This is a genomic window from Methylomonas rivi, from assembly GCF_024505165.1.
Classification (GTDB): Bacteria; Pseudomonadota; Gammaproteobacteria; order Methylococcales; family Methylomonadaceae; genus Methylomonas; species Methylomonas rivi.
In genome coordinates this window covers 1-26,579 of record NZ_JANIBK010000047.1, presented here as the reverse complement: position 1 = coordinate 26,579, position 26,579 = coordinate 1, and the positions used below count along the sequence as shown (strand labels likewise).

The window sequence follows — 26,579 nt, the reverse complement described above, 5'->3', positions numbered from 1 at the left end:
CATGGGCGCGGGCCGTGTGTTCGCCCAAGGCGCCAAACTGGTGGCGGAATCGATTGCCGGCGGCCACTTGTGGCAGGGCCATGCCTGGCAAGAGGTGGTGGCGGCCGCCAAGCAAGGCGGCGCACTGCATTTTATCGGCTTGTTCTCGGACGGTAACGTGCATTCCCATATCGACCATTTGAAAGCCATGCTGGAACAAGCCAAAGCGGAAGGCGTGGCTAAAGCGCGGATACATATTTTGCTGGACGGCCGCGATGTCGGCGAGACCTCGGCGCTGGATTATGTCGACCCCTTCGAAGCTTACCTGGACGGCTTGCGCGGCGCCGAATTCGACGTGGCGATTGCGTCCGGCGGCGGCCGCATGACGATTACCATGGACCGCTACGAAGCGGATTGGTCCATGGTCAAGCGCGGTTGGGATATTCATGTGCGCGGCGAAGGCCGGCAATTTTCCAGCGCCCGCGAAGCGATAGAAACCTACCGTAACGAAGCACATGTGATCGACCAGGATTTGCCCGGTTTTGTCATCGCCAGGGACGGCCAGCCGTTGGGCACTATCGTCGACGGCGATGCGGTGGTGTTCTTTAACTTCCGCGGCGACCGGGCCATCGAAATTTCCCGCGCCTTTATCGAAGAAGATTTCTGCGCCTTCGATCGCGGCCCGCTGCCTAAAGTCACTTATGCCGGCATGATGCAGTACGACGGCGATACCCATTTACCGCCGCGTTTTCTGGTCGAACCGCCGGCGATCGACCGCACGCTGGGCGAATATCTGGCCAAAAACGGCGTTTCGCAATATGCCATCAGCGAGACCCAAAAATACGGCCACGTCACCTATTTCTGGAACGGCAACCGTTCCGGCAAGTTCGACGAGACCTTGGAAACCTATGTGGAAGTCCCCAGCGATGTGGTGCCGTTCGAACAACGGCCGTGGATGAAATGCGCGGAAATCACCGACGCCCTGATCGAGGCCATCCTCAGCGGTAAATACCGTTATTTGCGGGTCAACTATGCCAACGGCGACATGGTCGGCCACACCGGCAATTTCGAAGCGGCGGTTACCGCGATGCAGGCCCTGGATTTGCAGCTGGCGCGCTTGATTCCGGTGATCGTGCGGGCCGGCGGCGTCGCCATCGTCACCGCCGACCACGGCAATGCCGACGAAATGTACGAGCTGGACAAAAAAGGCAACGTCACCCGCAATGCCGAAGGCCGCGCCAAAGCCAAAACCTCGCATACGCTAAACCCGGTGCCGTTCGTGTTGGTATCCGGAGACGCGAATCCGGGCTATAAACTCCGCAACGATTTGCCGGCGGCGGGCCTGTCCAATCTGGCGGCCACCACCTTGAACCTGTTGGGTTTCGAAGCCCCGGCGGACTACGATGCCAGCTTGATCGAAGCGGTCTAAGCTATAAATCCGCCCGTTGCGGATGTAAAAACATTCCGCGGCGGGCAATGTCGAACTCACGGAAACAACAAATCAATAGCATGGTGACGATAGGAATCCAATACAGCAACTCACGACGTTGCTACGAGTTTAATAATTCGTGGCCATTCAGTGAATGTTGGCCGTAACCCAATGCATCGGCTCGATCTCTAAGGCAATAGGGATTAACAAGTTATATAGGTTTGCCGCTACGCATAAGAGGCTTGCGCGCTCCCTATTTAGCATTCGCGGCATCAGTCCGGTTTGGAAAGATCGAATAAGGCTTGGTTATTCATGAAGGGGACCGACTCCGCGGCGTGGCACGCCATGCAGGCAGTTTTGGCTTTTTCGAATCCGGCCCAGGCTTGTTCCGCGTTTTTACTGCCGAAAGCCTCGTTAACGTCTCCCCACGTCGCATTCAATAGAATGGCATCCGAATTTGCCCGCCGGGCCGGCCGCTTCAGGTAGCCGTTCTTGATCGTGACCCGAATCTTTTCCCAGTGGTAAGCCGCCAGCTCGAAGTTACTTCGGCCTAATGCTTCGTGAATGGCCCGAAATCGCTCGCCGACTTCCCACATCGGCTGATCGAAACCGCGTAAGTAGGTTTGCAATGACTCGAACCGCTCGGTATCGCTTTTAGCTCCTAATAGCCAGTCGTTCGGCTTTTTTTCCTGAGAATCGGCATGGGTTACTGTAGATGCTAAAAATACCGACAAGCCGAAACCTAACATAATCGCTTTCATGAACGTATCCTCTGTTGTAAATTGGGCGTCAAGTCGCTCGGTAACTTTAACCGGCGGCGGGCATCGAGGCAATACGGCAGGATTGACCGAACGGTTCCATGCCGAATCGTATCATCGATGACAGCGAAAACAGGTTGCGGCATCGCTAACAAAAGATTACCCCACAACAAGGAACAGAGGTGCACCATGAAAACGAAACAAACTTTTATGGCTTCCGCATTGGCGGTAGCCATCAGCGCAATGTTGTCAGTCAGTCCTGCTCATGCCGAAATGCAGCCGACGACCAGCAGCTTTTGGTGGCCGGAGCAACTGGATTTGAAACCGCTACGGCAGAATTCGGCCGAGTCCAATCCGCTGGGCAAAGCCTTCAACTATGCCGAACAATTTAAAACCCTGGACCTGAAAGCGGTGAAAAAGGACATCGCCGGCGTGCTGCATACTTCCCAACCCTGGTGGCCGGCGGACTACGGCAATTACGGCCCGTTTTTCATCCGCATGGCTTGGCATAGCGCCGGCGTCTACCGCATTTTCGACGGCCGCGGCGGCGCCTCGGGCGGCCAGCAACGCTTCGAACCGCTCAACAGCTGGCCGGACAACGTCAGCCTGGACAAGGCCCGCCGCTTGTTGTGGCCGGTCAAGCAAAAATACGGCGCCAAATTGTCCTGGGCGGATTTGATGGTGTTGGCCGGTAACGTCTCGCTGGAAGAGATGGGCTTCAAAACCATCGGTTTTGCCGGCGGCCGCGCCGACGACTGGGAAGCCGAGATTGTCAATTGGGGTGCGGAGAAGAAATTTCTCGCCGACGAACGCCATGACGCCAAAGGCGAACTGGCCAAGCCGTTGGGGGCCACGCAAATGGGGCTGATCTACGTTAACCCGGAAGGGCCGGGCGGTAACCCCGATCCGTTGGCGGCCGCCAAGCACATCCGCGAAGCCTTCGGCCGCATGGCGATGAACGACGAGGAAACCGTGGCGTTGATCGCCGGCGGCCATACCTTCGGCAAGGCGCACGGCGCGCATAAACCCGACGAATGCGTCGGCAAGGAACCGGCCGCCGCCGGCATTGAGGAGCAAGGCCTGGGCTGGGCCAACAAATGCGGCAGCGGCCATGGCGTCGATACCGTCAGCAGCGGTCTGGAAGGCGCCTGGTCCACCAATCCGACCCGCTGGACCCACGACTATCTGACTTGGCTGTATACCTTCGATTGGCAACAAACCAAGAGCCCGGCCGGTGCCACGCAATGGATTCCGAAAGACGGCAAGGGCGACAACTTCGTGCCGGACGCGCACGATCCCAATAAGCGCCACCCGCCGATCATGTTTACCACCGATATTGCCTTGAAAATGGACCCGGAGTATCAAAAGATCTCCAAACGCTTTCTGGATAATCCCAAGGAGTTCGAAATCGCGTTCGCCAAGGCCTGGTTCAAACTGACTCACCGCGACATGGGGCCTAAAGCCCGTTACGCCGGTGCCGAAGTGCCTGCCGAAGACTTCATCTGGCAGGATCCGATTCCCAAAGTCGACCACAAACTGATCGACGCCAAGGATACCGCTAAATTGAAAACGGCCATCCTGGCGTCGGATTTGACGATACCGGAACTGGTCAGAACCGCCTGGGCGTCAGCAGCGACCTTCCGCGGTACCGACATGCGCGGCGGTGCCAACGGCGCGCGGATTCGATTGGCGCCGCAGAAGGATTGGGAAGCCAACGATCCCGCCGAACTGGCTAAAGTGTTAGCTCGCCTGGAAACCATCCAGACCGACTTTAACCGTTCCTTGAAAGGCGGCAAGAAAGTCTCGCTGGCCGATGTGATCGTGCTGGGCGGTTCCGCCGCGGTGGAAGAGGCCGCGAAGAAAGCCGGCGTCAAGCTGCAAGTAGGGTTCAAACCGGGGCGGATGGACGCCTCTCAAGAACAAACCGACGTGCATTCGGCGGCGGTACTGGAACCCAAAGCCGACGGCTTCCGCAACTACTTCGGCAAGGATAATGCGCTGTCGCCGACGGAAATGCTGGTCGAACGCGCCAACTTTCTGACCCTGAGCGTACCGGAAATGACGGTGCTGGTGGGCGGCATGCGGGCGCTGGACGCCAATGCCGGCCATGCCAAGCACGGTGTATTCACCAGTCGGCCGGGCACGTTGAGCAACGACTTTTTCGTCAACTTGCTGGATATGTCCACCCAATGGAGTAAGTCGGCTAGCGAAGGCATTTACGAGGGAAAAGATCGGGTCAGCAATCAAGTCAAATGGACCGCGACGCCGGTGGATTTGATCTTCGGCTCCAATTCGGAATTGCGGGCGGTGGCGGAGGTCTATGCCTCGGACGACGCCAAGGACAAATTCGTCCAGGACTTTGCCAATGCTTGGACTAAGGTGATGAACTTGGATCGCTTCGACAAATTCTGAATGTAAGTCCAGGGTGCCCAGCTTGACCGTACCCGGTCAGGTTGGGCCGCCCCCCGGCGATAATAAAAAGTATCGATTTTGCGCCCCAAAATAATTAGGTAACATATTGTTTTGCAAAGGGTCCGATCGGGATGTTGAAGGCTGTTTTTAGATTCGAAAAATAATGATAAATCATTGAGTTATATGAGAAAAATTAAGGTTTTGTTTGTTTGCATGGGCAATATTTGCCGCTCACCCACGGCGGAAGGCGTTTTTAATACGTTTATCTTAAACCGGAATCTGGCCGATGTTTTTGAGGTGGATTCGGCGGGGACTCATGCCTATCATGTTGGCGATGCGCCCGATTTGCGCGCGCAAAAAGCGGCCAGAGAACGCGGGATTGAGCTTAAACATATCAGGGCCAGAAAAGTAAACACGGCCGACTTTGAGGTTTTCGATCATATTCTGGCCATGGATGAGGAAAATTGCGCCATTCTGTTCGAGTCGTGCCCGGATGAGTATAGGCACAAAATTCGGTTGTTTCTTGACTATGCACCGCACCTGCGGCAAAGCGAAGTACCGGATCCTTATTATGGCGGCGCCTACGGTTTCGAGCGGGTGCTGGATTTGGTGGAAGCCGCTTCCGAAGGCTTTATCGAGACTCTGCAACGCGAAGGCGTTTTAACTTCTTAACCCGAGAGACGCTTATGGCCATCGTATCCAACACCGTCAATTATCTGGACCAAGACACGCTATTGGAAGGCTTGTTTGCCTATGACGACGCCATCGAGGGCGCGCGGCCGACCGTGTTAATTCATCATGCCTGGGCCGGCCGCGACGCTTTGGTGGCCGACAAGGCCAAAAAGTTGGCCGCGCTGGGTTATCTGGCGTTTGCAACCGATATGTACGGCAAGGGCGTTATAGGCCGTTCGCCGGAGGAAAACGGCCGCCTGATGCAGCCATTCATGCAGGACAGGGGCAAGCTGCAACGGCGGCTGCATGCGGCGCTTGCAACCGTTAAATTATTGCCTTGGGCTGATAATGCCCGTATCGCGGCCATGGGTTTTTGCTTCGGCGGCTTGTGCGCGCTGGATTTTGCCAGAACCGGAGCGGACCTTCGCGGTGCGGTCTCTTTTCACGGTTTATTGGTCCCGCCCGGGAATATTCCCAATCCGCAAATCAAAGCCAAAGTCTTGGTATTGCACGGTCACGACGATCCCATGGCACCGCCCGAGCAGGTGCTGGCGCTACAAACCGAATTGACCCGGGCCGGCGCCGATTGGCAGATGCATATCTACGGCGGCACCATGCACGCCTTCACGAATCCGGTGGCCAACGATCCGGCTTTCGGCACCGTTTATCAAGCCGCGGCCGACAAGCGCTCCTGGCGGGCGATGCAAAACTTTTTCGCGGAGATTTTTGCCTGACTAGTCCGGCGGGCATTTGCTATAATCCCCGGTTTTACGAGCCATGCCGGCACAAAATGGATTTGATGCGGCAGGCTAACCCGTCGAGCCCAAAATGCTTGGCTGAATTGGAACCACGGACCCATGTCAGACTTCGCTAAAGAAATTATTCCGGTTAATCTCGAAGACGAGATGAAACAATCCTATCTCGATTACGCGATGAGCGTGATCGTGGGCAGGGCGCTTCCAGATGTTAGAGACGGCCTGAAACCCGTTCACCGGCGTGTTTTATACGCCATGAACGAGCTGGGTAACGACTGGAACAAACCCTACAAAAAATCGGCGCGTATCGTCGGTGACGTGATCGGTAAATACCATCCGCACGGCGATACCGCGGTATACGACACCATGGTTAGAATGGCGCAGCCGTTCTCGTTGCGCTACATGCTGATAGACGGCCAAGGCAACTTCGGTTCGGTTGACGGCGATTCGCCGGCGGCGATGCGGTATACCGAAGTGCGGATGTCGAAAATCGCCCATGAATTATTGGCCGATCTGGATAAGGAAACCGTGGATTTCGTTTCCAACTACGACGAATCCGAATCCGAGCCGACCGTGATGCCGACCCGCATCCCGACCTTGCTGATCAACGGTTCTTCCGGTATTGCGGTGGGTATGGCGACCAACATTCCGCCGCATAATCTGACCGAGATCGTCTCCGCCTGTCTGGCGCTGATCGAAAACGCCGATCTGACCATCCCGGAATTGATGCAAATCGTGCCGGGGCCGGACTTTCCGACCGCCGGCATCATCAACGGCGCTTCCGGCATTTACGAAGCCTACACCACCGGGCGCGGCCGGATTTACATCCGGGCCCGTTCGCACTTCGAGGATATCGGCGATAGCAGCCGCCAAGCCATTATCACCACCGAATTGCCGTACCAAGTCAATAAAGCCCGCTTGCTGGAAAAAATCGCCGAGCTGGTCAAAGAGGGCAAATTGGAAGGCATCTCCGGTTTGCGCGACGAGTCGGACAAGGACGGCATGCGCATGGTGATCGAACTACGGCGCGGCGAAGTGGCGGATGTGGTGCTGAATAATCTGTACAAGCAAACCCAGATGCAGACGGTGTTCGGCATCAATATGGTGGCCTTGCTGGACGGCCGCCCGCATTGCATGAATTTGAAAGATATTCTGGCCGCCTTCATCGATCACAGGCGCGAAATCGTCACCCGTAGGACCATCTACAATTTGCGCCGGGCGCGTGAGCGGGCGCACATTTTGGAAGGTTTGGCGGTGGCGTTGGCCAATATCGACGATATGATCGAATTGATCAAAACTTCGCCCAATCCGCAGGAAGCCAAGCACGGGCTGTTGGGTAAAACCTGGAGTGCCGGTCTGGTGGCGGCCTTGTTGGACAGAGCCGATGCCGACCGTTCCCGCCCGGAAAATCTGGGCCCGGAATATGGCTTGGCGGACGGTTTTTATCGTTTGTCCGAGGAGCAGGCGCAGGCGATTCTGGATTTGCGCCTGCATCGTCTGACCGGGCTGGAGCAGGAAAAGATCGTCAACGAATACAAACAATTGTTGGATCTGATCGACGAATATCTGCATATTCTCGGCAGCGATGTGCGTTTGATGGAAGTGATCAGGGAAGAGCTGGAAGAAATCAAAACCCAATATGCCGATGGCCGGCGCACCGAAATCGTTCAGGATTATTCCAACTTGTCGGCGGAAGATTTGATTACCGAAGAAGACATGGTAGTGACCATGTCGCACGAAGGTTATGTGAAAACCCAGCCGTTGACCGATTACAAAGCCCAACGGCGCGGCGGCCGGGGCAAATCGGCTACCGCCACCAAGGAAAACGACTTTATCGATAAGTTGATTATCGCCAATACCCACGACACCATTTTATGCTTCTCGTCGCGCGGCAAGGTGTATTGGCTGAAAGTTTACGAGCTGCCGGTGGCCAGCCGGGCTTCGCGCGGCAAACCATTCGTGAATTTGCTGCCGCTGGAAGAGGGCGAAAAAATCAACGCCATGCTGTCGGTGCGCGAATACAGCGAAGATAAATACGTGTTCATGGCCACGGCTTCCGGCACCGTCAAAAAAACCCCGCTGACCGAGTTTGCTTACCAGCTGGCCAAGGGTAAAATCGCCATCGATTTACGCGATAACGACATGCTGGTCGGCGTGGCATTGACCGACGGTCAACAAAACGTGCTGTTGTTCAACAGCGACGGCAAGGCCGTCTGTTTCAATGAAACCGACGTGCGTCCGATGGGCCGCACGGCCGCCGGGGTGCGCGGCATGCGCTTGCAGGAAGGCCAGAAAATCATTTCCCTGATTATTTCCAGCGAAGGCATGGTATTGAATATCACCGAGAACGGTTACGGCAAACGCACCCGTATCGAAGAGTTTACCCCGCATAAACGCGGTGGACTGGGCTTGATTGCCATTCAGACCTCGGAACGTAACGGTTCGGTGGTCGGGGCGGTACTGGTCAACGATAGCGACGAAATCATGCTGATCACCAATGCCGGTACTCTGGTCAGAACCCGGGTCAACGAAATTTCCGTGGTTGGCCGCAACACCCAAGGCGTGACGGTGATTCGGCTGGATAAGGGCGAAAAAGTGGTCGGCGTCGACCGGATCGAAGGCTTGGGCGACGAGGACGAAGAAAACGACGATAGCAATTTAACCATTGATGATGCCGGTCTCGGCGGCGGAGAGGAAGAGTAATGGCCAGGATTTACAATTTTAGCGCCGGCCCGTCTATGTTGCCGGAAGCGGTGCTGATAAAAGCCCAGCAGGAAATGCTGGACTGGCGGGGCAGCGGCATGTCGGTGATGGAAATGAGCCACCGCGGCAAGCATTTCATGGGCATTGCCGAAGCCATGAAAAACGATCTGATCGAGTTGCTGGCGATTCCCGCCAATTACAAGGTGTTGTTTTTGCAAGGCGGTGCCAGCGCGCAATTCGCCATGATTCCGCAAAACATTTTAAACGGCAAAACCGCCGCCTGTTATGTCAATACCGGTGCCTGGTCGACCAGTGCCATCAAGGAAGCCGGCAAATATTGCGAAGTTAAAATAGCCGCCAGTTCGGAAGAGTCCAAATTCACCACCATTCCCGCCGCCGAGCAGTGGAGAATAGACCCGGATGCGGCCTACCTGCATTACACCTCCAATGAAACCATACACGGCGTCGAATTCAATCATGTGCCCGAAGCGAGCGGACTGCCCTTGGTCTGCGACATGTCGTCCAATATTTTGTCGCGCCCGGTGGATGTCGACCGTTACGGGATTATTTACGCCGGCACCCAGAAAAACATGGGGCCTTCCGGCGTTACCGTGGTGATTGTGCGGGAAGACTTGGTCGGATTGGCGCCGAAATCCGTACCGTCCGTGTTTAATTACGAGCAACAAGCCAAAAGCGATTCCATGTTGAATACGCCGGCCACCTATAACTGGTATTTATTAGGGCTGGTGTTGCAATGGTTGAAAGACGAAGGCGGTGTGGCGGCGATCGAACAACGTAATATCCAAAAAGCCGACAAGCTGTACCGGGCCATCGATCAATCCGGTTTGTATAGCAACCCGGTCGCCAAGGATTGCCGTTCGCGCATGAATATTCCGTTTGTGTTGTCCGACGCTTCCTTGGACAAGGAGTTCTTGGCTCTGGCGGAACAGCATGGTTTAAGCACGCTGGCGGGGCACCGCTCGGTGGGCGGCATGCGCGCCAGTATTTACAACGCCATGCCGGAGGCCGGCGTCGACGCCTTGATTGCCTTTATGGCCGAGTTCGAACGTACCCACTAAAGAGCATGACCAACATCATCCCTTTGTCGGAATTACGCACCCAAATCGATGCGATTGATCAGCAAATCCTGCAATTGATTAATCAGCGGGCCAAGTGTGCGCTTGAAGTAGCCAGAACCAAGCAAGCCGAAGGCGAAACCGGCAGTTTTTACCGGCCGGACCGCGAAGCGCAAGTGTTGCGCCGCATCAAGGAACTCAATCCGGGACCTTTAAGCGACGATGCGGCCGCTCACTTGTTCCGGGAAGTGATGTCGGCTTGTCTGGCGCTGGAAAAGCCCTTGGAAGTGGCCTATTTGGGGCCGCAAGGCACCTTTACCCAGCAGGCCACCTTCAAGCATTTCGGCCATGCGGTCAAGGATGTGCCGGTACCGACCATCCATGAGATTTTTCAGGCGGTGGAAACCGGGCATTGCCAGTTCGGCGTGGTGCCGGTGGAAAATTCCACGGAAGGGGTGATCGCCCATACCCTGGACCGCTTTATGGATAGTCCGCTGAAAATTTGCGGCGAAGTGGAAATCCGGGTGCACCAAAACCTGCTGGGCAAGATGGACGGTCTGATCGGTATCAGTGAAGTGTTTTCGCACCAGCAATCGTTGGCGCAATGCCGGCAGTGGCTGAACACCTATCTGCCCGGCGTTACGGTAACCGCGGTGAGCAGCAATGCGGAAGCCGCCCGCTTGGCTTCCCTGGATCACGGCAAGGCGGCGATTGCAGGCTTGGTGGCCGCCGAATTGTACGATCTGAATATCATCGAAAAAAATATCGAAGACGAGGCCAACAATACCACCCGTTTTATCATTATCGGCGCCCAACAGCCGGCATCGACGGGTTTGGATAAAACCTCCATCCTGGTATCGACCGGCAATCAGTCTGGCGCATTGCACCGCATCTTGGGGCCGTTTGCCGAATACGGCATCAGCATGGTGCATATCGAATCGCGTCCTTCCCGGCAAGGCTTGTGGGATTACGTGTTCTTTATCGATATAGAAGGCCACAGGGATGACGACGCTGTCGCCAAGGCACTGAAAGTGCTGCAAAACAATGTCAAAATGTTGAAAATATTGGGTTCTTATCCCAAAGCCGTTATTTAACCGATTACTACATGAACAAATTTTTAGAACTTGCGTTGGCCGGTGTTCAGCAACTGGTGCCCTATGTGCCCGGTAAACCGGTGGAAGAATTGCAACGCGAGCTGGGCTTAAGCGAAGTTATCAAGTTGGCTTCCAACGAAAACCCGCTCGGCACCGGCGGCAAGGCAACAGCCGCGATACAGGCTAGTCTGCCCGAGCTGACCCGTTATCCCGATGGCAGCGGCTTCGCGTTAAAAACCGCCTTGTCGCATAAACTGGCGGTGCTGCCGGAACAAATCACCTTGGGCAACGGTTCTAGCGAGATTCTGGAATTGGTCATGCGCACTTTTGCGGCGCCCGCGCACGAAGTGGTATTTTCCCAGCACGCCTTTGCCTTGTATCCGATATTGACCCAAGCGGTCGGAGCACAAGCGCGTGCTGTCCCAGCCAAGGATTTCGGCCACGATTTGGACGCCATGCTGGCGGCGGTGACCGATAAGACCCGGGTGGTGTTTATCGCCAACCCCAACAATCCCACCGGCACCTTGCTGGCGGCGAATGCGGTCGAACGGTTTGTCGCGGCTTTACCGGCCCAGGTGTTGTGCGTACTGGACGAAGCCTATTATGAGTTCGTCGATCCCGCCGTCAGAACGGAATCCTTGGCTTGGCCGCTGCGCTTTCCTAATCTGATCGTTACCCGCACTTTTTCCAAAGCCTACGGTTTGGCCGGTTTGCGCATCGGTTACGGCATCTCGTCGCTTGACGTGGCGGATTTGCTGAATAGGGTTAGGCAGCCTTTTAACGCCAATATGTTGGCCTTGGCCGCGGCGGAAGCGGCGTTGGGCGATGCGGAATATTTGGATGAAACCCTGGCGGTGAATAATGCAGGCATGGCGCAATTGACCGATGCATTTAACAGCCTGGGCTTGGAATGGATCCCGTCGGCAGGTAATTTTGTATCGGTCGATGTCAAGCAAAACGCGTTGCCGATATACCAAGCCTTATTGAAAAAAGGCGTGATTGTGCGCCCGGTAGCCAATTACGAAATGCCTAGCCATTTACGCGTCAGCATCGGCACCGAGCGCGAAAATCGAATATTCATAACCGCTTTGAGCGAGGTATTGCGCGGTGTTTAAACGCTTGTGCGTGATCGGCACCGGCTTGATCGGCGGCTCGATTGCCCGGGCCGCGCGCGAACAAGGCTTGTGCGAGGAAATCGTCGCCTTCGGCCGCGAAAAGAATTTACCCAATCTGCAATTGGCTCAGGAACTGGGCGTCATCGACCGGTTTTATACCGATATTGGGTTAGCACTGCACAACGCCGATTTGGTGATCGTCGCCACGCCGGTCGGCAGCATGCGGAGCATTTTCGAAGCCATCAAGCCGTATTGGCATCCGGAAGCCTTGTATAGCGATGCCGGCAGCACCAAAGGTAGCGTGGTGGAAGCGGTTGAGGCCGCATTCGGCCATGTGCCCAGCAACTTCGTGCCCGCACACCCGATAGCCGGGGCCGAACGCAGCGGCGTAGAGGCCGCGCAAGCCGATTTATTTAGAAATCGCCGCCTGATTATTACGCCGCTGGAGAATACCGACGCTGCATTGGTGGAAAAGCTGAGCCGTTTCTGGCAACAAATCGGCTCCAGCGTATCGCTGATGAGTGTCGAACACCACGATACCGTGTTAGCGGCCACCAGCCATTTGCCGCATATATTGGCATTCGCTTTGGTCGGTCTGCTGGGCCGCAAGGACGAACAGCGGGAAATATTCAAATATGCCGCCGGCGGTTTTAAGGATTTCAGCCGTATCGCCTCCAGCGACCCCACCATGTGGCAGGATATTTGTCTGGCCAATAAGCACGAAATCATTCCGTTGATTCAACAATTCAAAGCCGAGTTGAGTCACATCGAACAGTTGTTGGCCGACGATAACACCCGGCAATTGTTCGACACCTTTACTTATGCCAGAAATGCCCGGCAACGCTTTCTCGAAACTTTTGACGATTAAAACTAACCATTATGTCCCAATCCATTACTTTTCAGGTTCAACCCGGCGGCAGTTTGCGGGGTGAAATTCGTGTGCCCGGCGACAAATCCATGTCGCATCGTTCCATCATGTTGGGATCGATTGCCGAAGGCGTCACCCATGTGCGCGGCTTTTTGAATGCCGAAGACGCCATGTCCACGCTGGAAGCCTTTCGCGCCATGGGCGTCGAAATCGAAGGGCCGGTTAACGGCGAAGTCACTATCCACGGCGTCGGCAAACACGGCTTGAAAGCGCCGACAAAACCGTTGTATCTGGGAAATTCCGGTACCTCGATGCGGCTGTTGAGCGGTCTGTTGGCCGGCCAGCCGTTCGATTGCACATTGACCGGCGACAAGTCGCTGGAATCGCGTCCGATGAAACGGGTGACCGCGCCATTGGCGCAGATGGGGGCGGTGATCGAAGCCCAGGCAAACGGCACCGCGCCGCTGCATATCAAGGGCCAAGCCGGCAAACTGCAAGGCATGCATTACGACATGCCGATAGCCAGTGCCCAGGTCAAATCCTGCCTGCTATTGGCGGGCATGTATGCCGAAGGCGAGACCAGCGTTACCGAACCGGCGCCGACTCGCGATCATACCGAACGTATGCTGAACGGCTTCGGCTACCCGGTACAGCGCGAAGGCAGCACCGCCAAAATCAATAACCAGGGCAAATTGACGGCGACAGAAATCGATGTGCCCAGCGATATTTCCTCGGCGGCGTTTTTCCTGGTCGGCGCCAGTATTGCGCCGGATTCCGACGTGACCTTGAAGCATGTCGGCATCAATCCGACCCGTACCGGCATCATCGATATTCTGCGTTTGATGGGTGCCAATATCGAGGTGTTGAACCAGCGCGAAGTCGGCGGCGAGCCGGTGGCCGATCTGCGGGTGCGTTCGGCGGCATTGAAAGGCATCGACATTCCCGAGCATTTGGTGCCGTTGGCGATAGACGAATTCCCGGTATTGTTTGTCGCGGCAGCCTGTGCCGAAGGCCAAACCGTGTTGACGGGCGCTGAGGAATTGCGGGTGAAGGAATCCGACCGTATTCAGGTGATGGCCGATGGTCTGCAAATTCTGGGCGTCGATGCGCAACCGACCAAGGACGGCATGGTGGTGCGGGGCGGCGGCAACATCGGCGGCGGCGAAGTCGATTCGCACGGCGACCATCGCATTGCGATGTCGTTTTCGATTGCCGGGCTGCGTGCTTCCGCTCCGATTACCATTAAGGATTGCGCCAACGTCAATACCTCGTTTCCGGAGTTCAGGCAGTTGGCGACCCAGTTGGGTTTAAACTTGAGCACACTGTAATTATGAGCGTTCCGGTATTAACCATAGACGGCCCAAGCGGGGCCGGTAAAGGCACGGTCAGCCGTGCCGCGGCCAAGCTTTTGCAATGGCATTACCTGGATAGCGGTTCGATTTACCGTTCCCTGGCGATTGCCGTGTTGCAAGCAGGCGTAGCGTTGGAGGATTTGGCGGCTATCACTCAAATAGCCAAGGCCATGCGGCTGGAATTCGATTGTGGCGAGGTTTTGACTGTTAGATTGAATGGAGTCGACATCACTTCGCAATTGGCGACCGAAACCACCGGTAACGCCGCGTCCATCGTGGCGGCTTATCCCGAGGTTAGAGCGGTTTTATTGCAGAAACAAAAGGATTTTCGACAGCTCCCCGGATTGGTGGCGGATGGCAGGGATATGGGCAGCGTGGTGTTTCCCGATGCCCAATTCAAGGTGTATTTAACGGCCAGCGCGGAAGAAAGGGCGAATCGGCGTTATAAGCAGTTGATTGAAAAGGGAATCGATGCTAACCTTTTGCAGATTACCCGAGAGATTGAAGAACGTGACCGCCGCGATAGCGAACGGGCCACGGCTCCTCTGATGGTGCCGGACGGCGCCGTCATCATTGATTCCTCCAGTTTAAGCATCCGGCAGGTGATAGACGCGGTAATAAGTTTAGTCCGTTAGGGCTTAATTGGCGACTGCCTTGGGGCGGTTTTTTTTAATTTTATTGATAAGAGAAAGCTTGTTTGTGTCTTAACAAGTTTGGGAAAGTAGAGAAATGAGCGAAAGCTTTGCACAGTTATTAGAAGAGAGTTTTGCCAAGACTGAAATGCGTCCTGGCGCCATGTTAATGGGTACCGTGATCGATATCGAAAATGAATTCGTCATCGTCAGCACCCAAGCCAAATCGGAAGGCGTGATTCCGAAATGGCAATTCTTAAATGCGGATGGTGATCTGGAAGTCAATGTCGGCGACGAAATCGAAGTGGCTCTCGACATGTTCGAGGACGGCTTGGGTTCGACTCTGCTTTCCCGCGATAAAGCCAAGAAAAGCAAAGCCTGGGCCGAGCTGGAAAAAGCCTTCGAAACCCAGGAAACCGTTATCGGCCGCATCAACGGCAAAGTCCGCGGTGGTTTCACCGTGGCGGTCGGCGCCTTGCGCGCGTTCCTGCCGGGTTCCTTGGTTGACGTACGTCCTATCCGCGACACCACCTTCCTGGAAAACCGCGACCTCGAATTCAAGGTCATCAAAATCGACCAAAAACGCAATAACGTGGTTCTGTCGCGCCGCGCGGTGGTTGAAAGCGAATACAGCGCGGAACGGGAAGAGTTGGTTAAAACGCTGCAGGAAGGCGCTATCGTCACCGGTATCGTCAAAAACCTCACCGACTACGGCGCGTTTATCGACCTGGGCGGCGTAGACGGTCTGCTGCACATCACCGATATGGCATGGCGCCGCGTACGCCACCCATCCGAGTGCGTGGAAATCGGCCAGGAAGTCAAAGTCAAAGTCTTGAAATTCGACAAGGATAAAACCCGCGTCTCCTTGGGCATGAAGCAAATGGAAGAAGATCCATGGCAAAACATCGCCCGCCGTTACCCCGCCGGCACTCGCGTGTTCGGTAAAGTCAATAACCTGACTGATTACGGTTGCTTCGTGGAAATCGAAGAAGGTGTCGAAGGCTTGGTGCACGTTTCCGAAATGGACTGGACCAACAAAAACGTCAATCCATCCAAAGTCGTGCAATTGGGCGACGAAGTCGAAGTCATGGTGCTGGAAATAGACGAAGAACGTCGTCGTATTTCACTGGGCATGAAACAATGCCGTTCCAACCCATGGGACGAATTTGCCGCCACGCACAACAAAGGCGACAAAATCTCCGGCAAAATCAAATCGATCACCGATTTCGGTATCTTCATCGGCCTGGACGGCGGTATTGACGGTCTGGTGCATATGTCCGATATTTCCTGGAACGAGAACGACGAAGAAGCCATTCGCAACTACAAGAAAGGCGATGAAGTCGAGACTGTGATTTTGGCGGTCGATCCCGAGCGCGAACGCATTTCCTTGGGCATCAAACAACTGGAACAGGATCCATTCCAAAATTATATCGCCTTGAATGAAAAAGGCGCCTTGGTTAAAGGTATCGTGAAAGAAGTCGATGCCAAAGGCGCGGTGATTACCTTGGCCGATAATGTGGAAGGTTACCTGCGGGCAGCCGAAATTCAACGCGACCGCGTGGAAGATGCGCGCACGCTGTTGAAGGAAGGCGACGAAATCGAAGCAAAATTTGTCGGCGTCGACAAGAAAACCAAATCCATTTCCTTGTCTATCAAAGCCAAGGATGTCGAGGAAGAGTCAAACGCCATTAAAGATTACTCGCAACAAAGCGCCGGTACGGCGACATTGGGCGATATCTTTAAACAAATGGATAAATAAATCCGTGCCAGGGCGATGTGCCAGCGCATCGCCCTTTTTCGATTACTCAGGGTTGGATGTGACAAAATCAGAATTGATAGAGGTGTTGGCGCGCAAACAGCCGCATCTTCCGCTTAAAGATGTTGAGTTAGCCGTAAGATGCGTGGTCGACCATTTGAGCGACACACTGGCAAGTGGAGAACGTATTGAAATTCGCGGGTTTGGCAGTTTTTCCTTGCACCATCGCTCGGCGCGGCTGGGCAGGAATCCTAAAACCGGCGAGTCCGTCTCGCTTACCGAAAAGCATGTACCGCATTTTAAACCTGGCAAAGAACTGCGCGACCTTGTCGATGCATCCAGGGAGAAGTTTAAAATCGTCGATTAAGTAAATACCCACTTGGAGACAGGCAAAAGCCGTATTATCAACGCTTGTCTCTTTCAATGCCTTCAACCATCACGACCCCACCCATCCGTCAACCGTCGTGGCACACATTCAACATCCATTTCATTTTGATCCCGGTTACGGTTATACCCTGGAGCGGTTGTTGGCCGTTCAGCCGCCTTCGCCACCGGAAAATTTCGCCGAGTTCTGGCAAAACCGCTATCAAAAGATTCTTTCGTTGCATCCCTATTTCAACATGGGGCAGTGCGGATCGCATGCGGGTTTTAAAATTTTCGATATTCAATACCGCTCCACCGATCATTTCGATATAGGCGGCTGGCTGCTCGAACCCGAACATCAGGCGATCAGGCAGTGCATTGTTGTCGGCCACGGTTACGGCGGCCGGGATCAGCCCGACTATCATTTCAATATTCCCGAAACCGCGTTTCTGTTTCCCTGTTTTCGCGGGCTTTCCAGAAGCCGTTCGCCGCGCCTTTCCGAGCAACCCCATTTTCATGTGCTGCATGACATCGATGATCCGCATCGCTATGTGCTGGGCGGTTGTGTCGAGGACTTGTGGCTGGGAGTTAGTCTGATGCAGGAGCTGTATCCGCGAGCCGCGGATAAAGTCGGCTACATGGGCATTAGTTTTGGCGGCGGAATAGGCGCCCTGGCCATACCTTGGGATAAACGTATTAGGCGCGCCCATTTGAATGTGCCCACCTTCGGTTGCCAGCTCTTGCGATTAAGCTTGCCAACCATAGGCAGCGGTGCCGCGGTTACCGGTTATGTACAAAAACGGGGTCATATTCCGGCAACCTTGGCATATTATGATGCGGCGATTGCCGCTACTTTCGCCGCGCAGCCGATTCATATCGCGGCCGCTTTGTTCGATCCGATGGTTGCGCCTCCCGGGCAGTTTGCCGTCTACAATGCCTGGGCGGGGCCCAAATCCTTGTTTGTCCTGGATGCCGGGCATTTTGAATATCCGCGGCAAGAGCAACAGAATCAGCAACTGCTGTGGTGTTTACAGGCGTTTTTTGGAGATTGGTCAAGTCAGCTATGAATCGAGAATATCATCACTGGTACAGCCCTCGTTTGGGGCGGGACATGGAGTTTCTGGTGTTTGGCCATGCGGGCGCCAAAGTGCTGGTATTCCCCACCCGGGATGGCCGCTTTTATGAATACGAAAACCTTAGAATAGTCGAAACCCTGCAGCACAAAATCGATGCCGGGCACCTGCAATTATTTTGCTTGGACAGCGTCGATCACGAAACCTTTTATTGTTTCTGGTCGCAACCGAAAGATCGGATTCAGAGGCATATTCATTTCGAACAATACATTCTGAACGAAGTCATGCCGTTTATGGATGCCAAGAATCCGCATCCTTGCACCATTGCGCACGGTTGCAGTTTGGGCGCCTATCATGCCGCCAATCTGGCTTTCAGGCACCCGCAACGTTTTCAAAAGTTAGTGGCCTTTTCCGGTCGTTTCGATTTGACGCTGGAAGTGGAACATTTCAAGGATTTGTTCGACGGTTACTACGACGACGACATCTATTTTCATACCCCCAGCCATTTTTTGCCGAATCTGACCGATCAAAACCAGTTGAACCAGATACGGCGCATGGACATCACATTGGTCATCGGTAAGGAAGATCCCTTTTTGCAGAATAATCGGGAACTTAGTCATATTCTCAATCAAAAAGGTATTCGTCATGCGTTTTACGAATGGGAGAGCAGAGCCCATCAAGGGTATTACTGGCGGCAGATGGCGCGCTTATATATTTGATATACTCGAATCGGCCGACTTTAAACGTTAACCCCAATAATTCATCGTTATTTTCAATGATTAAACGCATTCTCATCGTTTTATTGCTGACCCTGGTCATTTTGGGCGGCCTCTTCGGTTTCAAGTTTTACCAAATCAGGCAGGCCGAGAGCCTGGTCAAGCCCCCGCCTCCCGCGGTTGTGGCCGCCGCTACGGTTAAGGACGAGCAATGGCCGTCCGCGTTAACGGCCGTGGGCAGTTTTTCGCCGGTAGCCGGCGTGAATGTCAGCAATGAAGTGATCGGTAAAATCAAGGCCTTGCACTTTCAATCCGGACAATCGGTGGCGGCGGGCCAATTATTGCTTGAATTGGACGCCGAAACCGACCGCGCGGAATTGGAGGGACTGCAAGCAGAGCTGCAATTGGCCAAAGTACGCTTGCAGCGCAGCGAAAAAATGCTCGAAAAAAAATATGTCTCTCAAGCCGATTACGATCAGCACGCCGCTCAATTGCAACAGGCCGCCGCCGCCGTGCAAGCCAAACGCACCCGGATCGATAAAAAAATGATTCGGGCGCCCTTTGCCGGCGAGTTGGGCATCCGGCAGATAAACCTCGGCCAATATCTCGGCGAGGGCGCGGCCATTGTCAGCTTGCAGCAGCTTGCGCCTATCCATCTGGATTTTACCCTGCCGGAACGGCATATCAGCCAGTTGGCCAAGAACCAGGCGATTGCCGCGACGGTGCAAGCCTACCCCGGTGAAGTGTTTACCGGCAAAATCGTGGCGCTGAATCCCGGGGTGGAACAAGATACCCGCTCGCTGAAAGTGCGCGCCAAATTAGACAATAAAGACAAACGCCTGCGTCCCGGCATGTTTGCGCAAGTGCGCATCGAGTCCGGCAACCCGCGGCCGGTTTTAACGCTGCCGGATACGGCCATTAGCTACAACCCCTACGGTAATTCCGTGTTTTTAATCGAACCAAACGGCCAGGACTTGACGGTGCAAAGCCGCCAGGTGGTGACCGGGCAAAGCCGGGAGGGCAGGGTGGAAATCGTCAGCGGCTTGCAAGCCGGCGACCGGGTGGTGAGTGCCGGACAGGTCAAGCTGCGTAACGGCATGCCCGTGACCATCGACGCCCGGCCCGCGCCAGGCGAGCGGGAGACCGGCCAGTGAAGTTTACCGATTTATTCATACAGCGTCCGGTACTGGCCAGCGTGGTCAGTTTGCTTATTTTGGTATTGGGACTTCGCGCCATTACCGTATTGGAATTGCGGCAGTATCCGGAAACCGAAAATACCGTGGTCACCGTAACCACGGCTTATCCGGGCGCAAACAGCGAATTGGTGAAGGGTTTTATTACCAATCCCTTGCAGCAGGCCATAGCCGAAGCGGACGGTATCGATTATCTGTCCTCCAGCAGCCGGCAAGGCAGTTCGATCATAGAAGCCCACATGCGTCTGAATTACGATCCCAACGCCGCCGTTGCCGAAATTCAGGCCAAAGTGGCCAGCCAGCGCAACGTGTTGCCGGCGGAAGCCGAGGACCCGGTAATTACCTCGCAAACCGGCGAAACCACGGCGCTGATGTACATCGCGCTATACAGCGACAGCCTGGATGCGGCCCAGTTGAGCGATTACATTTTACGGGTGGTGCAACCCAAAATTCAGGCGGTACCGGGCGTTGGCAAGGCCAAAGTGCTGGGCAATAAAACCTTTGCCATGCGGATCTGGCTGGACCCGGAGCGGATGGCGTCCTTGGGCGTGACGGCCACCGACGTTAGCGACGTGCTAAAGGAAAACAATTATTTATCCGGCGCCGGCAGCACCAAGGGCAATTTCGTCAAAATCGACTTGCGCGCCACCACAGACGCAGTTAACGAAGCCGAATTCCGCCGACTGGTGGTCGGTAACCGTAACGGCACCCTGGTTCGCTTGGAAGATGTTGCCGACACCGAGCTGGGTAGCGAGGACTACGATTCGGTGAATTGGTACAAGGGCAAAATGGCCATTTTCATGGGCATAGAACAGGCCCCCGGCGCCAATCCGCTTACCGTGGCCAAAGCGGTCAAGCTGCAATTGAAAGACATCGAACGCGACTTGCCGGACGCCATGCAAATATTGTTGCCCTATGATGCCAGCCAGTTTATCGAAGACTCCATCAACGAGGTGTTCACTACCTTGATAGAAGCCGTGGCCATCGTGCTGGCGATTATTTTTTTATCGCTGGGGTCCTTGCGCGCCGCGTTGGTGCCGGCGGTCACCGTGCCGCTGTCGTTGATAGGCGGCGCTTTTTTGATGTTGGCCATGGGTTTTTCGATCAATTTGCTGACCATGCTGGCCCTGGTTCTGGCGATCGGTTTAGTGGTCGACGACGCCATCGTCATGGTGGAAAACATCCACAGGCATATCGAAGAGGGCCAGCCGCGGCTTCAGGCCGCGATACTCGGCGCGCGCGAATTGGGTTTGCCGGTCATCGCCATGACCACTACCTTGATTGCCGTCTATGCGCCCATCGGCTTCATGGGCGGCTTGGTCGGGACATTGTTTACCGAATTCGCCTTTTCGCTGGCCGGAGCGGTGCTGGTGTCCGGCGTGGTCGCATTGACATTGTCGCCGATGATGAGCTCGCGATTTTTGAAAGAGGCCGGCGCGCCTGGCCGTTTTGAGTTGGCCGTCGAACATTTTTTTGACGGCTTGGCGGCCGTTTACCGGCGTTTTCTGCACAAGGCGCTGGAATTTCCCGCCGCTATCGCCATGTTTGCGCTGTTGGTGTTGATGAGTATTTATTTCATGTTCGCGCTGACCAATAAGGAACTGGCGCCCACCGAGGACCAAAGCATCCTGTTCGCCATGGCCACCGGGCCGCAGACCGCTACCTTGCAATACAACGAAGCCTATGCCCGCGAGTTGATCAAACAATTCGAGACTGTCCCCGAATACAAGGAAAGTTTTTTGATCATGGGTTTCGGCGGGGATACCAGTACCGTATTCAGCGGCTTCAAAATGCCGTCCGCATTCGAACGCCAGCGTTCGCAAACCGAGGTACAGCCGGAATTGCAGGCTAAAGTCGGCCAAATTGCCGGCTTTCAGACCGCGGTGATTCCTCGCCCCAGCCTGCCGGGGTCCGGCGGCGGCTTGCCGATGCAATTCGTGATGGTGACCGATGCCGATTACACGGCGCTGGATCAGGTTGCGGACCAGTTGCTGGACAAAGCCATGCTAAGCGGCAAGTTTGCCTTTTTGATGAAGGATGTCAGTTTCAACCGCCCCCAAACCACGCTGGTTATCGACCGCGACCGGGCCGCGGATTTGGGTATCAACATGCAGGATATCGGTAAAAATCTGGCCACATTGCTGGGCGGGCAATATGTCAACCGCTTTAGTTTGCAAGGGCGAAGTTATAAGGTGATCCCGCAAGTGGACGATCCGGCCCGCATGGATGTCGGTAAATTCGACAACTACTATTTGCGTACCGCATCCGGCGGTCAGGTGCCTTTGTCTTCGTTGATTAAACTGGAAAATTCGGTCGAGCCGGGTAAGCGTACCCAGTTTCAACAGCTGAATAGCCTGACGATCAACGGCATGATGGCGCCGGGCGTCGGCTTGGGCGATGCCATGACCTATTTGGAACAAACCGCGGAGGAGGTTTTTCCGCGCGGCTTCAGTTACGATTACACCGGTGCCTCCCGCCAATATGCGCAGCAAGGCAGTGCGCTGATTGTCACCTTTTTTATGGCACTGCTGGTCATTTATCTGGTGTTGGCGGCGCAATTCGAGAGTTGGCGCGATCCGTTGATTATTTTGATCTCGGTGCCCTTATCCATCGCCAGCGCCTTGGCGTTCATGATGCTGGGCTTTGCCACGGTCAATATTTATACTCAAGTCGGTTTGATTACCTTGATCGGCTTGGTGGCCAAAAACGGCATATTGATCGTGGAGTTCGCCAACCAATTGCAACAGCAAGCGGGTCTGAATAAATTCAAGGCGGTCGAACAGGCCGCCACTATTCGCTTACGGCCCATTCTGATGACCACCGTTTCCATGATCGTGGCGATGGTGCCGCTACTGATGGCCTCCGGTCCCGGTGCCGCCAGCCGCTTCGATATCGGTTTGGTGATCGCCAGCGGCTTGGGCGTCGGTACTTTGTTTACCTTGTTGGTGGTGCCGGCGTTTTACTTATTGCTGGCGAGAGATCATCAGCAAGCATCTGCCCAATGATTGGTCGGCGAGTCCGACAAGCGGCGGCATTGACTGATTGCGGTTTTTAACTATTAAAATAGTAAAATAATAGGTATAATGCTGTTTAAATGGTTATTGCTGTGGCGCTGATTTTTTCCGGTATGCTTTAGGGCGTAGGTTTAAGTTAGAGTTTGCTTCCAGGTTGAGTAGATGGTCATGCCCAATATCCGAGTCCTTACTTTTTCATTGGAGCACCATCATGTTGACACTCGTTGTGCGAGGCATACCCCCCACCGCTACCGAATCCGGTTTGCATGATTTATTTGCCGAATACGGCAAAGTGTTCGGCATGAAAGTCAATCAGGATTTTTTTACCGGCCAGTTGCGCGGCTTCGCAACCGTGGATATGGAAGGCCATGAAGCGCGGGCGGCCATTTCGGCGATCAACGGCCGCGATTTTCTGGGCAAGACGATTTATGTTGAAGTCGATAAAGGCGTAAAAGGCGGCCGCGGCCGCCGCCGGTAAGGGCATTTTTCGTCATCATCCGGCTGCGAATTACCTGGGTTTACTGTTAAAATAGTAATTATTCTTTTTTGCGATCATCGGTTATGAAAAAAGCCGCAAAGATTCTTTCGCCATCGCCGCCTCCCGTCGTTGAGCGCATTCCGAGCGAGGAAAACGGGCAAACCGTGGGCGCTCGGGTCCGCTATTATCGCGAGAGATTGGGGCTGAGCCAGGATGAATTGGCGCTTCGCGTCGGCGCGGCCCAGCAAACCATCCAAAGCCTGGAGTCCGGCAAGATCCGTAAAAGTACGTTTCTGCCTCAAATCGCCAAAACCCTGGGGGTCGATTTCGACACCCTGCTGCTGGGTAAACCGCAGCCGGCCAACATAAAGGCCGCCAAGCCATTATTAATGGCAACGGCCCGCAAGGTGCCCCTGTTTGCCACCTGCGATTGCGAATGGGTACGGGCATTTCTGGACGATCCGGCCGTGCAGTCGCCGAGCGGAAAATGGGTGTCCATGGATTATTCGCTGCCGTTTGCCGAATCCGGTTCCCGCTTGTTTGCCTTGAAATTGGGGTTGAGCGATGAAGCATTTTTACCCGAGTTTAGACCCGGCGACCAATTGGTTATCGACCCGGATGCGCCGATTCAACCCAGCGATCCGGTGGTCGTGTTCAAACCCGGAAGCGAGCGGCTCAATTTGAAGCGATACCGGGTACTTTCGCAGTCGGATGCCGGCGTCGATTATGAACTGGCCTCTATTCACCCGGATTTTCCCGGTTTCGCGGGCGCCGAGCTGGCAAGCTTGCAAATCCTCGGGCCGGTATTGCAAATGCGCCGGCCGGTTTCCAGCCGGGTGCGGTTGGCAGTGCTGGAAGAGCAATACCGGTAACGGCGACTAATCGCCAAACCATCTGTTTCACCCTTGTTTAATTTCACCAACATAAAAATCCAATGAGTAATCTACCTAATTGCCCCAAATGCGGCTCGGAATACACTTATGCCGACGGCAGTATGTACATATGTCCGGAATGCGCGCACGAATGGCCCGCGGACGGGCAAGCGGAAAATGCGGCCGACGACCGGGTCATAAAAGACGCTAACGGCAATTTGCTGCAAGACGGCGATACCGTGACCGTTATTAAGGATTTGAAAGTCAAAGGCTCTTCCTTGGTCGTTAAAGTCGGCACCAAGGTCAAGAATATCCGTTTGGTGGATGGCGACCATGATATCGATTGTAAAATCGAAGGGATAGGCGCGATGAAACTGAAATCGGAATTTGTTAAAAAAGTCTAAATAATACGGCCGGGATGCGTGCGTTCGGCCCAATATTGCCCAGTTATGAAAAAAAGCGACTTTAACTATCATCTGCCGGCCGAATTAATTGCCCAAAAACCCTTGCCGCACAGAAGCGCCAGCCGGCTATTGCAATTGAATAAGCAAACCGGGGCATTGCTGGACAGTCAATTCAGCGATTTTATCGGCATGCTCAACAGGAACGACTTATTGGTATTTAACGATACCAAAGTGATTCCGGCTCGTTTATTTGCGACTAAGGCCACGGGCGGCAAAGTCGAAATTTTGATTGAGCGCATCGAAGGCCGTTGCCGGGCGTTGGCGCATATTAAAGCCAGCAAATCGCCCAAGGCCGGTTCGCTGCTGCACCTACAAAACGCTACGCTATGCCGGGTGCTGGGCCGCGAGCGCGATTTATTCGAACTGCAATTCGAGATTGAAGCGAGCGTGCTGGAACTATTGGCCGAAATAGGCCACATGCCGCTGCCGCCTTATATCGACAGGCCGGACGATATCGAAGACCTGGACCGTTACCAAACCGTATTCGCCAAACAGGCCGGCGCGGTCGCGGCGCCGACCGCGGGTTTGCATTTCGATGCGCAAACCATGCGGATGTTGGAACAAAAAGCCATACCGCGCTGTTTCGTCACTTTGCATGTCGGCAGCGGCACCTTTCAGCCGGTGCGGGTGGACGATTTAAGCCGGCATGTCATGCATGAAGAATATTTTCAGGTGCCGGAAGCAAGCGTCGAGGCCGTCAAACAGGCCAAGGCCCGCGGCGGCCGCGTCGTGGCGATAGGCACCACGGCGGTGAGGGCGCTGGAGTCGGCCTCCGCCTCGGGCGAACTGGTTGCCGGGTGCGGAGATACCCAGCTGTTTATTACTCCAGGCTACGCCTTCAAAACCGTGGACGCCATGCTGACCAATTTTCATTTGCCGGAATCCACCTTATTAATGCTGATTTCCGCCTTCGCCGGTTATCGGGAAGTCATGAACGCTTACCGGCACGCCATAGAACAACGTTACCGGTTTTTCAGTTACGGCGATGCGATGGCAATTTTTTAAACCCCGGGGTTTTCGAGCAGCCGGTTTGGTTTTTTACAAAGAGAATGGCCGGCATCGGTACCGGCATATCTTCAACAATGCCGTAAAAAGTTTACGGTTCGGCCGCAATTATTCTCGGCGAAGCGAGCGAATGCTCTGATTAAACTAAGCTAACCGATTATTTCTACAAATAAGGTAACTACTCGCACCCTATTGAAGCCGCATCCCCCGCCATGCGATTTGAATAGCGGTATCCCCGGTTAGCCATGGATTGTGGACAGCTGGATGGCGGCGACCCTCTGTGCGGGATAATGCCGCAAACGATACCATCCGGTCGATAGCGGCCTGAAAGCTTGCCGAAATCCGCCCAGCCAAGACTAACGCCATTTCCGGTAAAAAGGGATGGACATGGTTGGCAAGACGAGGCAAAATCACCGGCGTCGGCTCATAAATGAAGTTAGAGTCGAATTCAGTTGCATCCCGACTGAATATCCGCAACCCATATCCATTAGCAGCTCAGGATGGCAACACCCCGCCGAATGTCAACACACAGCAACTGGAGCCGCGCATGAAAATCAGAAACTCTGCCGCAAGGGGTAGTTTGGCTAACGCAAGCGATTGGCTTGGAAAATGTCAAGGAGATTGATATGCATCTGAATAATGCCAAAGAAATAGAAATACGGCGCAATGCCCGGTGGTTATTGCGCCTTACGGCCTTTGTTGCGAAGCATTAGGAACGCTGCATGACTGGATTATTTTTGATTGTAGTTATATTGATTTGGTTTGTTATTGATTTAATAATTACAAGCTGGCTTGTTTCT

At 54.6% G+C, this 26,579-nt stretch carries 22 protein-coding genes; 21 read left to right on the top strand and 1 reads right to left on the bottom strand.

The features are described 5' to 3' along the window. The coding region (gene gpmI, locus NP596_RS10645) for a 2,3-bisphosphoglycerate-independent phosphoglycerate mutase (protein WP_256615336.1) at positions 1–1,408 on the top strand (1,408 nt) is incomplete at its 5' end. Between the two features lie 272 nt (positions 1,409–1,680). Here gpmI and NP596_RS10640 read toward each other — a convergent pair. After that, positions 1,681–2,169, bottom strand: a complete 489-nt coding sequence (locus tag NP596_RS10640) for a hypothetical protein (protein ID WP_256615335.1) — start codon at positions 2,167–2,169, stop codon at positions 1,681–1,683. Positions 2,170–2,355: 186 nt separating this feature from the next. On the opposite strand from NP596_RS10640, the gene katG reads away from it, so the two are divergent. The 20 genes from katG (at position 2,356) to queA (ending at position 25,779) form a co-directional block, all read left to right on the top strand. Next, the gene (gene katG, locus NP596_RS10635) at positions 2,356–4,578 is read left to right on the top strand and encodes a catalase/peroxidase HPI (protein WP_305891740.1); all 2,223 of its coding nucleotides are present in this window, start codon (positions 2,356–2,358) and stop codon (positions 4,576–4,578) included. 183 nt (positions 4,579–4,761) lie between these two features. Beyond that, on the top strand, positions 4,762–5,250 hold the full coding sequence (locus NP596_RS10630) for a low molecular weight protein-tyrosine-phosphatase (protein ID WP_256615334.1): 489 nt from the start codon (positions 4,762–4,764) through the stop codon (positions 5,248–5,250). A 14-nt stretch (positions 5,251–5,264) separates the two neighbouring features. Beyond that, complete coding sequence (locus NP596_RS10625) at positions 5,265–5,984, top strand: dienelactone hydrolase family protein (protein WP_256615333.1); 720 nt, start codon at positions 5,265–5,267, stop codon at positions 5,982–5,984. 123 nt (positions 5,985–6,107) lie between these two features. Further along, positions 6,108–8,708, top strand: a complete 2,601-nt coding sequence (gene gyrA / locus NP596_RS10620) for a DNA gyrase subunit A (protein ID WP_256615332.1) — start codon at positions 6,108–6,110, stop codon at positions 8,706–8,708. Then, entirely contained in the window at positions 8,708–9,787 is a 1,080-nt protein-coding gene (serC, locus tag NP596_RS10615) for a 3-phosphoserine/phosphohydroxythreonine transaminase (RefSeq protein WP_256615331.1), read from the top strand. The genes gyrA and serC overlap by 1 nt, the downstream gene beginning before the upstream one ends. A gap of 5 nt (positions 9,788–9,792) precedes the next feature. Then, positions 9,793–10,878, top strand: a complete 1,086-nt coding sequence (gene pheA / locus NP596_RS10610; protein WP_256615330.1) for a prephenate dehydratase — start codon at positions 9,793–9,795, stop codon at positions 10,876–10,878. Between the two features lie 11 nt (positions 10,879–10,889). After that, complete coding sequence (gene hisC / locus NP596_RS10605) at positions 10,890–11,993, top strand: histidinol-phosphate transaminase (RefSeq protein ID WP_256615328.1); 1,104 nt, start codon at positions 10,890–10,892, stop codon at positions 11,991–11,993. Further along, the gene (locus NP596_RS10600; protein WP_256615327.1) at positions 11,986–12,861 is read left to right on the top strand and encodes a prephenate dehydrogenase; all 876 of its coding nucleotides are present in this window, start codon (positions 11,986–11,988) and stop codon (positions 12,859–12,861) included. The genes hisC and NP596_RS10600 overlap by 8 nt, the downstream gene beginning before the upstream one ends. An 11-nt stretch (positions 12,862–12,872) precedes the next feature. Next, entirely contained in the window at positions 12,873–14,189 is a 1,317-nt protein-coding gene (aroA, locus tag NP596_RS10595; RefSeq protein WP_256615326.1) for a 3-phosphoshikimate 1-carboxyvinyltransferase, read from the top strand. 2 nt (positions 14,190–14,191) lie between these two features. Further along, positions 14,192–14,848 (top strand): (d)CMP kinase, encoded by a 657-nt coding sequence (cmk, locus tag NP596_RS10590; RefSeq protein WP_256615325.1) that lies wholly within the window; start codon positions 14,192–14,194, stop codon positions 14,846–14,848. 94 nt (positions 14,849–14,942) lie between these two features. Continuing rightward, the gene (gene rpsA / locus NP596_RS10585) at positions 14,943–16,604 is read left to right on the top strand and encodes a 30S ribosomal protein S1 (protein ID WP_256615324.1); all 1,662 of its coding nucleotides are present in this window, start codon (positions 14,943–14,945) and stop codon (positions 16,602–16,604) included. Positions 16,605–16,662: 58 nt separating this feature from the next. After that, positions 16,663–16,968, top strand: coding sequence for an integration host factor subunit beta (locus NP596_RS10580; protein ID WP_256615323.1), 306 nt, complete (start codon positions 16,663–16,665; stop codon positions 16,966–16,968). A gap of 97 nt (positions 16,969–17,065) precedes the next feature. Next, entirely contained in the window at positions 17,066–18,031 is a 966-nt protein-coding gene (locus NP596_RS10575) for an acetylxylan esterase (RefSeq protein ID WP_256615322.1), read from the top strand. Next, a complete protein-coding gene (locus NP596_RS10570; RefSeq protein ID WP_256615321.1) occupies positions 18,028–18,756 on the top strand; it encodes an esterase family protein in 729 nt (242 codons plus the stop codon). The genes NP596_RS10575 and NP596_RS10570 overlap by 4 nt, the downstream gene beginning before the upstream one ends. A gap of 56 nt (positions 18,757–18,812) precedes the next feature. After that, complete coding sequence (locus NP596_RS10565; RefSeq protein WP_256615320.1) at positions 18,813–19,907, top strand: efflux RND transporter periplasmic adaptor subunit; 1,095 nt, start codon at positions 18,813–18,815, stop codon at positions 19,905–19,907. Next, on the top strand, positions 19,904–22,951 hold the full coding sequence (locus NP596_RS10560; protein WP_256615319.1) for an efflux RND transporter permease subunit: 3,048 nt from the start codon (positions 19,904–19,906) through the stop codon (positions 22,949–22,951). Before NP596_RS10565 ends, NP596_RS10560 begins: the two co-directional genes overlap by 4 nt. A 220-nt stretch (positions 22,952–23,171) precedes the next feature. Then, entirely contained in the window at positions 23,172–23,438 is a 267-nt protein-coding gene (locus NP596_RS10555; RefSeq protein ID WP_256615318.1) for an RNA recognition motif domain-containing protein, read from the top strand. A gap of 83 nt (positions 23,439–23,521) precedes the next feature. Continuing rightward, positions 23,522–24,310, top strand: a complete 789-nt coding sequence (locus NP596_RS10550) for a helix-turn-helix domain-containing protein (protein WP_256615317.1) — start codon at positions 23,522–23,524, stop codon at positions 24,308–24,310. A gap of 62 nt (positions 24,311–24,372) precedes the next feature. Beyond that, a complete protein-coding gene (locus NP596_RS10545) occupies positions 24,373–24,714 on the top strand; it encodes a zinc ribbon domain-containing protein YjdM (RefSeq protein ID WP_256615316.1) in 342 nt (113 codons plus the stop codon). Positions 24,715–24,759: 45 nt separating this feature from the next. Next, positions 24,760–25,779, top strand: a complete 1,020-nt coding sequence (gene queA, locus NP596_RS10540) for a tRNA preQ1(34) S-adenosylmethionine ribosyltransferase-isomerase QueA (protein ID WP_256615315.1) — start codon at positions 24,760–24,762, stop codon at positions 25,777–25,779. The last annotated feature ends 800 nt before the right edge of the window (positions 25,780–26,579 follow it).